The organism is Streptomyces sp. NPDC046303 (assembly GCF_055588085.1).
Genome location: NZ_JBVJFA010000022.1, coordinates 64,640 through 78,540 on the forward strand (window position 1 = coordinate 64,640; position 13,901 = coordinate 78,540).

Here is a 13,901-nt window from a genome sequence, read left to right on the forward strand (position 1 = left end):
TGCAGGTGCCCGGAGAGAATCTGTCCCGCGACGAGGCCCGCGAGAGGGCCGAGCTGCTGTCCGTCGACGGGTACGAGGTGGTCCTCGACGTCAGGTCCGCGGTGGACGAGGCCGAACCGGCCGAGGGCCCCCGGACCTTCCGCTCGGTGACCACGATCCGCTTCCGGGCCGCGGCCTCCGGCACCGCCACCTTCGCGGACCTGATCGCCCCCTCCGTGAACTCCGTGACCCTCAACGGGCGCGCGCTGGACGTGGCCGCCGCCTTCGACGGGGCGCGGATCGCCCTGGACGGGCTGGAGACCGAGAACGTCCTGGTGGTGGACGCGAACTGCGCGTACAGCCGCACCGGCGAGGGCCTGCACCGCTTCGTGGACCCGGAGGACGGCGAGGTCTACCTCTACACCCAGTACGAGCCGGCGGACGCCCGGCGGGTGTACGCCAACTTCGAGCAGCCGGACCTCAAGGCCCCGTACCGCTTCGAGGTGACGGCCCCCGAGGGCTGGCAGGTGTGGAGCAACGGCGCGGAGGAGTCCCGCGAGGGCGGGGTCTGGCGGTTCGCCGAGACCGCGCCGATCTCCACGTACATCACCTGTGTGGTCGCGGGCCCCTACCACTACGTGACGGACTCCTACACCCGCGGGGACCTGACGATCCCGCTCGGCGCGATGTGCCGCAAGGGGCTCGCCAAGCACTTCGACGCGGACGACGTCTTCCTGGTCACCAAGCAGGGCTTCGACCTCTTCCACGAGATCTTCGACTACCCGTACCCCTTCGGGAAGTACGACCAGGCCTTCGTGCCGGAGTACAACCTGGGCGCGATGGAGAACCCGGGGATGGTGACGTTCCGCGAGGAGTACATCTACCGCGGCAAGGTCACGCAGGCCTCGTACGAGCGGCGCTCGAACACGATCCTGCACGAGATGGCGCACATGTGGTTCGGCGACCTGGTCACCATGAAGTGGTGGGACGACCTGTGGCTGAAGGAGTCCTTCGCCGACTTCATGGGCTCCTTCGCGCTGGTCGAGGCCACCCGCTTCGACCAGGCGTGGGTCACCTTCGCCAACAGCCGCAAGGCGTGGGCCTACCGCGCCGACCAGCTTCCGTCCACGCACCCGATCACGGCCGACATCCGTGACCTGGAGGACGCGAAGCTGAACTTCGACGGGATCACCTACGCCAAGGGCGCGGCGGTGCTCAAGCAGCTGGTCGCCTACGTGGGGCGCGAGGCGTTCCTGGACGGCGCGCGGCGCTACTTCAAGGCGCACGCGTACGGGAACACCACGCTGGACGACCTGCTGTCGGTGCTCGCGGAGGTCTCCGGCCGGGACATGGCCGAGTGGTCGCGGGCCTGGCTGCAGACGGCCGGGGTGAACGCGCTGACGCCGGTGGTGACCTGCGACGCGGGCGGACGGGTGACCGAGCTGGCGGTGGTGCAGGAGGGCGACGAGCTGCGGCCGCACCGGGTCGCGGTCGGCCTGTACCGGCTGGAGTCCGACGGCACCCTGGTCCGCTACGCGCGGGCCGCGACCGACGTGTCGGGCGCGCGGACCGTGGTCACGGAGCTGGCGGGCCGGGAGCGGCCCGACCTGGTACTGGTCAACGACGAGGACCTCACCTACTGCAAGATCCGCTTCGACGAGCGCTCGCTGGCCACGCTGCGGGCGCACCTGGGCGACCTGACGGACCCCCTCGCCCGGGCGCTGAGCTGGTCGGCGCTGTGGAACCTGACCCGGGACGGGCTGATGCCCGCGCGGGACTTCATCTCGCTCGTCCTGGCGCACGCGGGCCGGGAGACGGACGTCGGCGTGCTGCAGATGCTGCACGCGCAGGCGCTGACCGCGATCACCCACTACACGGCGCCGGGCCGGCGCGAGCAGGGCGGCCGGGAGCTGGCGGCGGGCGCGCTGCACGAACTGCGGCTGGCGGAGCCGGGGTCGGAGCACCAGCTGACCTGGGCCCGCTTCTTCGCGGCGAGCGCGGCGACCGAGGGCGACTTCCAGCTGCTGCTGGGGCTGCTGGAGGGGCACGCGCGGATCGACGGGCTGGAGGTGGACCAGGAGCTGCGCTGGGACTTCCTGCTGCCGCTGGCCGCGCACGGGGCGGTGGACGAGGGCGTGCTCGGCGCGGAGCTTTCGCGGGACGACACGGCGTCGGGCAAGCGGCACCAGGTGCGGTGCCTGGCGGCGCGGCCCTCGGCGGCGGTGAAGGACCAGGCGTGGGCGGCGGTGGTCGAATCCGACACGCTGTCGAACGCGCTGGTGGAGGCGACGATCGCCGGTATGCAGCAGCCCTCGCAGCGGGGCCTGCTGGCGGCCTACGCGGAGCCGTACTTCGAGGTGATCGAGCGGGTGTGGGCGGACCGGTCGATCCAGATCGGCATGGACGTGGTCAGGGGCCTCTACCCGTCGCTCCAGGACCCGGAGCCGACGCTGGCGGCCACGGACGCCTGGCTGTCGTCGCACGAGGCGGCTCCGCCGGCGCTGCGCCGCCTGGTTTTCGAGTCCCGCGACGACCTGTCCCGCGCGTTGGTCGCGCAGCGCTGCGACGAGGCGGCCGGCAACTAGCCCGCGGCTCCGCTGCTGGGGCTCCGCCCCAGACCCCGCGCCTCAAACGCCGGCGGGGCTGGCATTGCCCTTCGGGCAATCCAGCCCCGCCGGCGCAGGGTTGCGCGGCGCGCGTGCAAGCGGGCGGAGGCGCATCCGGCCTGGTCACCGGCGGAGCCCATCGGCAGTCGAACGCCCGTACTTTAGCCCCGGCTTGTCCCGATTTGCCGACGGGCATGTAACAGGGGTTAGCAAGGCCATGGCCTGAGGGAATCACCGCGTCATGAACCACAACGCACCCCTCCCCCTCGCCCACCTCACCGGCAGCCGCCCCCGCGTGCTGACCCTGGCCCAGCTGCGCGAGCACGGCGTCACCGCCTCCGACGCCGCCGCGCGGCCCTGGCAGCAGATCCTGCCCGGGGTGTTCCTGCTGCACTCCGGCCCCGCGACCAGCGAGGAGCGGCTGCACGCCGCGCTGCTGTACGCGGGCCGGCGCGGCAGTGGCGAGGCCATGATCACCGGGCTGGCGGCGCTCGCCCTGTACCGGTTCACCTCCGTGCCCGCGCTGCTCGCCCTCTCCCACATCGACGTGCTCGTCCCCGGCACCCGGCGGCTGCGCTCCACCGGTGACGTGCGGATCGTGCGCTCCCACACCCCGCCCCGCCCCCAGGAGGTGACCGGGCTGCCGGTGGCGCCCGTCGCGCGCGCCGTCGCCGACGCCGTCGGCCTGCTCGACGACGCCGGCACCGTACGCCGCCTGCTCAGCGAGGCCGTCCGCAGCGGGCACTGCGAACCGGCCGCCGTCGTCCGCGAGTTGACGGTGGCCCGGCTGCTGAACCGCCCGCACGTGATCGACGCCGTCGAATCGCTGCTCGCCGAGGGCCGCGCCATCGCCGAGGACCGCCTCTACCACCTCGTACGGGGCTACGACCTGCCCGAGCCCGTGTGGAACGTGGACCTGCGGCTGCCCGGCGGCCCGCACCTCGGCGGGGTCGACGCGTTCTGGCCCGAGCACTCCGTCGCCGTGGAGATCGACACCCGCGCCCCGCGCCAGGGCGAGGACGAGCAGTGGTCCGAGTGCGTCCGCAAGCGCGAGACCCTGGAGCGGCTCGGGGTGACCGTCATCCACATCACTCCGCGCAAGCTCCGCGACTGGCCCGAGCAGCAGGCCGCGGTCGTCCGGACCGCCCTGACGGCGTGCGGCGACCGCGAGCCCGCCTCCTATCTGGTGGTGCTGCCCAGGTGAGGCGAGTACTCCGGGGCGCTCCACCGCAGCCGCCCCGGATGCGCACTCTCCACCACCGATTCCACGTGGAAGCGGACGCGCCGCTCCCCGTCGGCCCCGAACTCGGTTTCCGCCCGGCCGCTGAGCTGGAGCAGCGCCCCGCTCTCCCAGTCCGGGAAGAGCAGCCCGGCCCGCGGATCGGCCGCCAGGTTCCCCAGGGTGAGGAACATGGCGTTGCCCGCGTAGTCCGGCCAGGTCAGCTCTCCCGGCGAGGACACTTCCACGAAGCCCGGCAGCCCGCCCCGGTGGCTGGCGTCGGCCCCGTCCGCCTCCGCCGTGGTGGCGACGAAGAAGGTGTCGGCGGCCCGGACGGCCCGCTCCTGGCCGGGGGTCAGCACGTCGCCGCGCCGCACGACACCGGCTCCCTCGGCGACCGGCTCCAGCGGCTGCCGCTTCTGCAGGTACTTCGGGCAGTTGGAGAACACCTGCTCGGCACGGACGGCGAACCCGCGACCGGTCACCTCGAGGGTTCCGTTCAGCCTCATCCGGCGCCGGGTGCGCGGGTCGAGCGCGAGGGTGCCGACCCGGGTCCCGGCGGTGGCCAGCGCCTCCTCGAGCGGGTCCCCCGCCGGCAGGCCCCCGGCGACCGTGATCCGGTCCGGCCCGGTGGCCCGTACGAAACCGGGCGTCCCGGTGAGCAGCGAGGCCCACATCCGGCCCGCGCCGTCGGCGGCGCCGACGACCAGGTGCGGCTGGAGGGCGAGGAACGCCGCGGCGACGTCCCGGATGCCCGTGCCGATCGAGCGGCCGACGTGCTCGGCCTGCTCGCGTACGCCGACCCGTTCCTGCACGGCCAGCGGGCCCTCGTGGTACGCGCCGCTGCTCATTAGAAGAATCCGCAGGTCGGAGCCCCTGCGACAGGGGCGGACGAGCCTTCGGCTCCGGTCGGTACGGAGATTTCCAGGCGGGTGCCGTCGGGGTCGTGGAAGAAGATGCCACCGGAGGCAGCCCCCTCGCCGTGGGCGACGACGCCCTCGTACGCGAACTCCACGCCCAGCGAGCGCAGTCGCTCCTCGTACTCCCGCACCTCCTCGATCTCGGCGGCCGCGAGCGCCAGGTGGTGCAGTCCCGCCGAGGCCGGCGCGAAGGCACCGTCGGCCTGTTGCCACAGGGTGAGGACCAGCTCGCCGTCCTGGCCGAGCAGGGCGAAGCGGCGGCCCTCCTCCTTGCCCTCGACCAGCGCCTGGAAGCCGAGGGCGTCCCGGTAGAAGGCGAGCGAGCGGTCCAGGTCGGTGACGTTCAAACCGACGTGGCCGGTGCGGAGCTTGCTGATGACGCGCGTCATGGTAGTACCTTCCCCAGAGGAATTCTCTAACCTTCTAAATCGAATTTAGTGGTTAGAGGGGAGGGCGTCAACCGGTCACGTACTCTTGAGGGGTTAGCGGCGCGGCAGCGGGAAGGTGCGGAGACATGACGGCGGCGGACCCTCGACCCCTGACCGGGGAGCCGGTCGCCCTCGACCTGCTGAACACCCGCTGGGTCGGCGACGGCGGACCGCTCGACCTCTTCGCGGGCGCCGCCGGACTGTCCCGGATCGAAGGGCTCGCGGTGTGGCTGGAGAGCACCGGCCTGGCCGGCCGCTTCCGCGCGGACGCCCCGACCCTCGTCCACCTGCTGACCGCCCGCGAGGCCCTGGCCCGGGCGGTGGCCGACCCGGCCGACGAGAGCGCGCGGGCCCTGGTCGACGCGGTGCTGGAGCACGGCCGGATCCGGCCCACCCTGACCGCCGAAGGCATCGGCGAGCGCACCGAGTTCGACGACCGGACCTGGGGTCCGGCCTGGACGGCCGCCCGGAACTACCTGGAACTGCTGGGGTCCGCGCCCGACCGGATCCGCAAGTGCGCCTCCGAGACCTGCGTCCTGCACTTCCACGACGTCTCGCGCAACGGCACCCGGCGCTGGTGCTCGATGGCCGCCTGCGGGAACCGGGCGAAAGCCTCTCGCCATTACGCGCGCACGCGCGAGCGCTGAGCGCGCGGAATCTGTCACACCATCACCGGGACGCGAGCGCGTTCCGGTGCTGACGCATGGCCACCAAGTCGACAAGTCAACTCTTCAGCCCCTGTGGTTCGCACCACTGTGCCCCGGTATGGCCGCGATGGCGTATGTCCCGCGCTGGCGAGTCTCCGCCATGGCAGGTCTCGGTCAATGACAACCGTTCCCAAACAGCTGTCACGTACGACAGGCTGACCGGTCATCCGGCACCGAAATGCGGACCGTTTCTTTCACTTACCAGGGATGCTGATGACCCTCGAATCCCCCAGCTCCATACCCGGGGCCAGACGCGTCGCGCGCGTCGCGGCCGCGGCAGGCCTGGTGGCCGCCCTCGCGGCCACCGGCTCCGCGCCCGTCTTCGCCGCGACCGGAGCCGACGACCCGGGAACCAAGCCGGCCGTCAAGTCGGCTGACCAGAAGCTCGGTTCGGCCGACGTCGAGCTGCTCCAGGAGGCCAAGGCCAAGGGTGACGCGAACGTCACCGTCATGGTCGCGACCGCCCCCGGCCAGACCAAGCAGGTCGCCGACCAGCTGGGCGCCGTCCAGGGCGCCTCCGTGGGCCGGACGTACGACAAGCTCGGCTACGTGCGCGCCACCCTGCCCACCGGCAAGGCGGACGCCGCGCTGAAGGCGGCCGTCAAGCTGTCCTCGGTGCACGGCATCGACCTGCGCCACGAGATCCAGCGCCCCGACCCGCGCCCCGACGCCGACCGCGAGACCGGCACGGTCAAGCGGACCGCGGGCGAGGCCTACGCCGCGCCGGACAAGAACACCCCCGCGAAGAACCCGTACAACCCGTCCTTCGAGACCGGTGCCGTCGACTTCGTGGAGCAGCACCCGCAGGCCGACGGCCGCGGCGTGACCATCGGCATCATGGACTCGGGCGTCGACCTCGGCCACCCGGCCCTGCAGAAGACCACCACCGGCGAGCGCAAGATCGTCGACTGGGTGACGGCGACCGACCCGATCACCGACAGCGACGGCACCTGGCGCGCCCAGATCACCCCGGTCACCGCCGCCGGCGGCACCTTCACCGCGGGCGGCCAGAGCTGGAAGGCCCCGGAGGGCAGCTTCCAGTGGAGCCGCTTCAGCGAGTCGATCACCGCCAACGGTGACATGAAGGGCGACGTCAACCGGGACGGGGACACCACCGACCGGTTCGGCATGCTCTACGACGCCGCCGCCGGCACGGTCCGCGTGGACACCGACCAGGACGGCGACTTCACGAACAACGAGCCGATGAAGCCGTACAAGGACGGCTACCAGATCGGCTACTTCGGCACGGACAACCCGGCGACCGAGGTCGCCGAGCGCATCCCGTTCGTGATCGAGATCCGCAAGGACGTCCCGATGGACCCGCTGGGCGGTGACTGGATCGGCAAGAAGGCCGACTTCGTCAACGTCGGCATCATCGAGTCCGAGCACGGCACGCACGTCGCCGGCATCACCGCCGCCAACAGCCTGTTCGGCGGCAAGATGAACGGTGCGGCGCCCGGCGCCAAGCTCGTCTCCTCGCGCGCCTGCTCCTGGTCCGGCGGCTGCACCAACGTCGCACTGACCGAGGGCATGATCGACCTCGTCGTCAACCGCGGTGTGGACATCGTCAACATGTCCATCGGCGGCCTCCCGGCGCTGAACGACGGCAACAACGCGCGCGCCGAGCTCTACAGGAACCTCATCGACACCTACGGCGTCCAGCTGGTCATCTCGGCCGGCAACTCGGGCCCGGGCGTCAACACCATCGGCGACCCCTCCCTCGCGGACAAGGTCATCTCCGTGGGCGCCGCGGTCTCCAAGGAGACCTGGGCCGCCAACTACGGCTCCGGCGTGGCCGTGAAGTACAACATGTTCCCGTTCTCCTCGCGCGGTCCGCGTGAGGACGGCGGCTTCACGCCGACCATCACCGCCCCCGGCGCGTCGATCAACACCATCCAGACCTGGCTGCCCGGTCAGCCCGTGAAGGAGGCCGGCTACAGCCTGCCGGCCGGTTACGGCATGCTCCAGGGCACCTCGATGTCCTCGCCGCAGGCGGCGGGCACCAGCGCCCTGCTGATCTCGGCGGCGAAGCAGCAGAACATCAAGCTGACGCCGGCCGCCCTGCGCATCGCGCTCACCAGCACCGCGAAGAAGATCGACAACGTCCCGGCGCACGCCCAGGGTGCGGGTCTGATCGACGTCGCCGGCGCCTGGGAGTCCATCCAGCGCGACGCGAAGGCCAACGAGTTCACCGTCAAGGCGCCGGTCGACACCGCGATCGACCAGTTCCTGAAGACCCCGGGCTTCGGCACCGGCCTCTACGACCGCGAGGGCGGCCTCAAGGTCGGCCAGAAGAAGGTCTACAACGTCGTCGTCACCCGCACCACGGGCGTCAAGTACGGCACCCGGCACGACCTGACCTGGCGCAACAACGACGGCACCTTCAAGGTCCTCGGCGGCTACGACTACGTCACCCTGCCGCTGAACAAGCCCGTCACGATCAAGGTCGAGGCCAACGCCAAGACGGCCGGCGTCCACAGCGGCATCCTGCAGCTGGACGACGAGACCACCGAGGGCATCGACAAGCAGATCCTGACGACCGTCGTCGCCGCGGCCCCGCTGGCGTCGCCGTCCTTCACGCTGTCGGAGGCCTCCTCCGTGCAGCGCAACAGCCACAAGTCGTACTTCGTGACCGTCCCGCAGGGCGCGAAGAGCCTCGAGGTCGCCCTCAGCGGTCTCGCGGCGGGCAGCCAGACCCGCTTCATCTCGATCCACCCGTACGGCACGCCGGTCGACCCGACGTCCACGGTCAACTGCTACCCGAACTACGACAACCCGGCCAACACCTGCCGCCCCGACGTGCGCTCGTACCCCGAGCCGCAGCCGGGCGTCTGGGAGATCGAGGTCGAGTCGCGCCGTACGTCGCCGCTGCTCGACAACCCGTTCAAGCTGGACGTCTCCGTGCTCGGCGCGGCCTTCGACCCCGCGGTCAAGGTCCTGCCCGAGGTGAAGCAGGGCACCCCGGCGCCGGTCCAGTGGACCGTCAAGAACGACGCCGCGGCCATCACCGGCGGCAAGCTCCAGGGCGGTCCGCTCGGTTCCGCGAAGGTCGCCAAGCCGACCATCGCGAACGGTGAGACCCACACGACCGAGGTCACCGTCGCCGAGGGCACCTCGCGCCTCGACGTCGCCATCGGCAAGGTGTCCGACACCGCCGCCGACCTCGACCTCGAGGTCTACAAGGACGGCATCAAGGTCGGCTCCGCCGCCGACGGCGACTCCGAGGAGGCCGTGAGCCTGGTGAACCCGGCCGCGGGCACCTACACCGTCAAGGTGATCGGCTACGCGGTCCCGTCCGGCTCCACCACGTACGACTACCGCGACGTGTTCTTCTCGGCCGCCCTGGGCTCCGTCCAGGTCGACGAGGGCGCCGCGGTGAACCTCGCCAACGGCGCCTCCACGACGATCTCCGCGAACGTCCTGGTCAGCGCCGCGGCCCCCGAGGGCCGGCAGTTCTTCGGCCAGGTCCAGCTGCTGAACGCCCGCGGCACCGCCGCCGGCACCGGCAGCGTGCAGATCGAGAAGGTCCTGCCGTAACGGTGTGACCCCTCGCGGAGGGGCCGGTGCTCGGTGCGAGCACCGGCCCCTTCGCGTTGCCCCGACCGCCCCACCCCCTCCGACCAGGCAAAACGTGCTTCGCTCCGAGGACACCGTCCGTTCCTCGGACAATGGATTGGACAAGGCTCGTGGGGTCGAACGCATGATGGCTTCACGCGCGCCCGCGTCGTACGTACTGAAGGAGTCACCGTGAGGGTCGGAATCGTCGGAGCCACCGGACAGGTCGGCGGAGTCATGCGCGGCATCCTCGCCGAGCGGAAGTTCCCGGTGGACGAGCTGCGGCTGTTCGCCTCGGCCCGTTCGGCGGGCACGACCCTCGAGTGGGAGGGCCGGGAGATCACCATCGAGGACGCCTCCACGGCCGACTACTCCGGCCTGGACATCGTGCTCTTCTCCGCCGGCGGCGCCACCTCCAAGGCCCTCGCTGAGAAGGTCGCCTCCCAGGGCGCCGTCGTGATCGACAACTCCTCCGCCTGGCGCAAGGACCCCGAGGTCCCGCTGGTCGTCTCCGAGGTCAACCCGCACGCGATCAAGAACCGCCCCAAGGGCATCATCGCGAACCCGAACTGCACCACCATGGCCGCGATGCCGGTGCTGCGCCCGCTGCACGAAGAGGCCGGCCTGTCCGCGCTGGTCGCCACCACCTACCAGGCCGTGTCCGGCTCGGGCCTGGCCGGTGTCGCCGAGCTCAAGGGCCAGGCCTGCGCGGTCTCCGAGGCCGCCGACCAGCTGACCTTCGACGGCGGCGCGGTGGACTTCCCCGAGCCGGCCGTCTACAAGCGGCCGATCGCGTACAACGTGGTGCCGCTCGCGGGCTCCATCGTGGAGGACGGCTCCTTCGAGACCGACGAGGAGCAGAAGCTCCGCAACGAGTCCCGCAAGATCCTGGAGATCCCGGAGCTCAAGGTCTCCGGCACCTGCGTGCGCGTGCCGGTCTTCTCCGGCCACTCCCTCCAGATCAACGCCCGCTTCGACCGCCCGATCAGCGTCGAGCGCGCGTACGAGCTGCTGAAGGACGCCCCGGGCGTCGAGCTGTCGGAGATCCCGACCCCCCTCCAGGCCGCGGGCCGCGACGCCTCGTACGTGGGCCGCATCCGCGCCGACGAGACCGTCGACAACGGCCTCGCGCTGTTCCTGTCGAGCGACAACCTGCGCAAGGGCGCGGCCCTGAACGCGGTCCAGATCGCCGAGCTCGTCGCCGAAGAGCTGCGCCAGGGCTGACCCGGCGGGCGTACGGCCGGGGGGCGGCACCGTGACGGTGCCGCCCCTCAGGTGTTTCAGAGCGCCAACTGCTGCCGCAGCGCCCGGTCGATCTCCTTGAGCGCCTGTACCGGCACAGTGCCGATCCGCCGCCCGAATCTGGAGAAGTCCAGCGCCCGGATCTGCTCGCACTGAGCCTTGGAGTCCAGGTTCAGGCCACATTCCTCGGCAGACAGAAGCACCTGGAACGTACGGACATGCGTGACGTTCGAGGTCACCGGGACCACGGCCAGAACACCCCGTCCGGCGCGGTCCGCCATCCGGTTCGCGGCGTCGTTCGTCACCAGGACGGCAGGTCGTGCCTTGTTCGCCTCGCTGCCGGCGGTGGGCTCCAGGTCGACCAGGCAGATGTCACCGCGCCTCATCAACCATCCCGTCCCCCGCCGTGCGGTCCCACAGCTCCGCGTCCTCGCTCTCGTACCACTCATCCCAGGCCGCCAGGTATTCCTTCTCCAGAGCGGACTCGCGCAGCAGCTGGATCGCAGCCTGTATGACGGCGGATCTGGGTCGTGCGACCGGCCAACGGTCCGTTCGCCCGTGGATTACTCCGGCCCGGTGGCCCGGCCCGCGTGGAAGGATGGCGGGCAACGTCACCATCGAAGGAGATGACCGCGTGCCAGGCACGAACCTCACCCGTGAAGAGGCTCAGCAGCGGGCAAAGCTGCTCACCGTCGACTCGTACGAGATCGAGCTCGATCTCAGCGGCGCGCAGGAGGGCGGCACCTATCCCTCCGTGACCACCGTGCGCTTCCGGTCGGCCGAGGCCGGGGCCGAGACCTTCATCGACCTGGTCGCCCCGGCCGTGCACGAGGTCGTCCTGAACGGCAAGGCGCTGGACGTCGCCGCCGTATTCCGGGACTCGCGCATCGCCCTGAAGCACCTGGCGGCCGGGGCCAACGAGCTCCGGGTCGTCGCGGACTGCGCGTACACCAACACCGGTGAGGGCCTGCACCGCTTCGTCGACCCGGTCGACCAGCAGGCCTACCTGTACACCCAGTTCGAGGTGCCGGACGCGCGGCGGGTCTTCGCCAGCTTCGAGCAGCCCGATCTGAAGGCGACGTTCCAGTTCACCGTGACGGCCCCCGAGGGCTGGACGGTCATCTCGAACTCCCCGACCCCGGAGCCCAAGGACCGGGTGTGGGTGTTCGAGCCGACCCCGCGCATCTCCTCGTACATCACCGCCCTGATCGTCGGCCCGTACCACGCGGTGCACTCGTCCTACGAGGGCAAGGACGGGCAGTCCGTGCCGCTCGGCATCTACTGCCGGCCCTCGCTGGCCGAGTTCCTCGACGCCGACGCGATCTTCGACGTGACCCGGCAGGGCTTCGACTGGTTCCAGGAGAAGTTCGCCTACGACTACCCCTTCGCCAAGTACGACCAGCTCTTCGTCCCGGAGTTCAACGCGGGCGCCATGGAGAACGCGGGCGCGGTGACCATCCGCGACCAGTACGTCTTCCGCTCGAAGGTGACGGACGCGGCGTACGAGACCCGCGCCGAGACGATCCTGCACGAGCTCGCGCACATGTGGTTCGGCGACCTGGTCACCATGGAGTGGTGGAACGACCTGTGGCTGAACGAGTCGTTCGCCACCTACACCTCGATCGCCTGCCAGGCCTACGCGGAGGGCTCGAAGTGGCCGCACGCGTGGACCACCTTCGCCAACTCCATGAAGACCTGGGCGTACCGGCAGGACCAGCTGCCGTCCACGCACCCGATCATGGCGGACATCCGTGACCTGGACGACGTCCTGGTCAACTTCGACGGGATCACGTACGCCAAGGGCGCCTCGGTGCTCAAGCAGCTCGTCGCCTACGTCGGCATGGACCCCTTCTTCAAGGGCGTGCAGGCCTACTTCAAGGCGCACGCCTTCGGGAACACGCGCCTGTCCGACCTGCTGGGCGCCCTGGAGGAGACCTCGGGCCGCGACCTGACCTCCTGGTCGAAGGCGTGGCTGGAGACCGCGGGCATCAACATCCTGCGTCCGGAGATCGAGACCGGTGCGGACGGCGCGATCACCGCCTTCGCGGTCCGCCAGGAGGCCCCGGCCCTCCCGGCGGGCGCCAAGGGCGAGCCGGTCCTGCGCCCGCACCGCATCGCGGTCGGCCTGTACGAGCTCCGGGACGGCAGCCTCGTGCGGACCGACCGCATCGAGCTGGACATCGACGGCGCGCTGACGGCGGTGCCGGAGCTGGTGGGCCGCGCCCGCCCGGCCGTCGTGCTGCTGAACGACGACGACCTCTCGTACGCGAAGGTCCGTCTGGACGAGGTGTCGCTGGCCAATGTCACCGCGCACCTGGGCGACTTCACCGAGTCCCTGCCGCGCGCGCTGTGCTGGGCCTCCGCCTGGGACATGACGCGGGACGGCGAGCTGGCCACCCGCGACTACCTCGCGCTGGTCCTCTCCGGCATCGGCAAGGAGTCCGACATCGGCGTCGTCCAGACGCTGCAGCGCCAGGTGAAGCTGGCCCTCGACCTGTACGCCGACCCGGCGTGGCGCGAGGAGGGCCTGGCGATCTGGACCGCGGCCACGCTGGAGCACCTGCGGGGGGCGGAGCCGGGCAGCGACCACCAGCTGGCGTGGGCGCGCGCGTTCGCGGCCACGGCCCGTACCGAGGACCAGCTGACCTACCTGTCGGCGCTGCTGGACGGCTCGGCCGTGATCGAGGGCCTGGCCGTCGACACGGAGCTGCGGTGGACGTTCCTGGAGCGCCTGGCGGCCACGGGTGTCGCCGGCGAGCCGGCCATCGCGGCGGAGCTGGAGCGGGACGCCACGGCCGCGGGCGAGCGCCACGCGGCGACCGCGCGGGCCGCGCGTCCGACGGCCGAGGCCAAGGCCGAGGCGTGGGCCTCGGTGGTGGAGTCCGCCGACCTGCCGAACGCGGTGCAGGAGGCGGTGATCGGCGGCTTCGTCCAGGCCGACCAGCGCGAGCTGCTGGCCCCGTACACCGCGAAGTACTTCGCGGCGGTCAAGCAGGTCTGGGACACCCGCAGCCACGAGATCGCCCAGCAGATCGCGGTGGGCCTGTACCCGGCGCTCGCGGTCTCGGAGGAGACCCTGGCCGCGACGGACGCCTGGCTGGCCTCGGCCGACCCGAACGCGGCCCTGCGCCGCCTGGTCTCGGAGTCCCGCGCGGGCGTCGAGCGCGCGCTGCGCGCCCAGGCGGCCGACGCCGCCGCTGCCGCTCGGGCCTGAGGGGCTTGCCCGGCGCCTCAAACGCCGGCGG

At 71.3% G+C, this 13,901-nt stretch carries 9 protein-coding genes; 6 read left to right on the plus strand and 3 right to left on the minus strand.

Annotated elements, in window-relative coordinates:
* The first annotated feature begins 5 nt into the window (after positions 1 to 5).
* Entirely contained in the window at positions 6 to 2,564 is a 2,559-nt protein-coding gene (gene pepN / locus ACZ6I1_RS23080; RefSeq protein WP_469289995.1) for an aminopeptidase N, read from the plus strand.
* A 262-nt stretch (positions 2,565 to 2,826) separates the two neighbouring features.
* On the plus strand, positions 2,827 to 3,789 hold the full coding sequence (locus tag ACZ6I1_RS23085; protein WP_469289997.1) for a hypothetical protein: 963 nt from the start codon (positions 2,827 to 2,829) through the stop codon (positions 3,787 to 3,789).
* On the opposite strand, the gene ACZ6I1_RS23090 is transcribed toward ACZ6I1_RS23085, so the two are convergent.
* Both ACZ6I1_RS23090 and ACZ6I1_RS23095 read right to left on the minus strand, forming a co-directional pair.
* Positions 3,765 to 4,655, minus strand: a complete 891-nt coding sequence (locus ACZ6I1_RS23090; protein WP_469289999.1) for a pyridoxamine 5'-phosphate oxidase family protein — start codon at positions 4,653 to 4,655, stop codon at positions 3,765 to 3,767. The two genes, ACZ6I1_RS23085 and ACZ6I1_RS23090, sit on opposite strands and share 25 nt — an antisense overlap.
* Positions 4,655 to 5,113, minus strand: coding sequence for a VOC family protein (locus ACZ6I1_RS23095; RefSeq protein WP_469290001.1), 459 nt, complete (start codon positions 5,111 to 5,113; stop codon positions 4,655 to 4,657). The genes ACZ6I1_RS23090 and ACZ6I1_RS23095 overlap by 1 nt, the downstream gene beginning before the upstream one ends.
* Positions 5,114 to 5,238: 125 nt before the next feature.
* Between ACZ6I1_RS23095 and ACZ6I1_RS23100 the strand changes: the two genes are divergently transcribed.
* From ACZ6I1_RS23100 to ACZ6I1_RS23110, 3 genes are all read left to right on the plus strand, one after another.
* The gene (locus ACZ6I1_RS23100; protein ID WP_469290003.1) at positions 5,239 to 5,799 is read left to right on the plus strand and encodes a CGNR zinc finger domain-containing protein; all 561 of its coding nucleotides are present in this window, start codon (positions 5,239 to 5,241) and stop codon (positions 5,797 to 5,799) included.
* Positions 5,800 to 6,072: 273 nt separating this feature from the next.
* Positions 6,073 to 9,396, plus strand: a complete 3,324-nt coding sequence (locus ACZ6I1_RS23105) for a S8 family serine peptidase (protein ID WP_469290005.1) — start codon at positions 6,073 to 6,075, stop codon at positions 9,394 to 9,396.
* A gap of 210 nt (positions 9,397 to 9,606) precedes the next feature.
* On the plus strand, positions 9,607 to 10,638 hold the full coding sequence (locus tag ACZ6I1_RS23110) for an aspartate-semialdehyde dehydrogenase (protein ID WP_469290006.1): 1,032 nt from the start codon (positions 9,607 to 9,609) through the stop codon (positions 10,636 to 10,638).
* A gap of 56 nt (positions 10,639 to 10,694) precedes the next feature.
* On the opposite strand, the gene ACZ6I1_RS23115 is transcribed toward ACZ6I1_RS23110, so the two are convergent.
* Positions 10,695 to 11,042 carry a type II toxin-antitoxin system PemK/MazF family toxin gene (locus ACZ6I1_RS23115; RefSeq protein WP_469290008.1) on the minus strand — a complete coding sequence of 116 codons (348 nt, stop codon included), beginning with the start codon at positions 11,040 to 11,042 and terminating at the stop codon, positions 10,695 to 10,697.
* Positions 11,043 to 11,290: 248 nt separating this feature from the next.
* On the opposite strand from ACZ6I1_RS23115, the gene pepN (ACZ6I1_RS23120) reads away from it, so the two are divergent.
* Positions 11,291 to 13,870 (plus strand): aminopeptidase N, encoded by a 2,580-nt coding sequence (gene pepN, locus ACZ6I1_RS23120; protein WP_469290010.1) that lies wholly within the window; start codon positions 11,291 to 11,293, stop codon positions 13,868 to 13,870.
* The last annotated feature ends 31 nt before the right edge of the window (positions 13,871 to 13,901 follow it).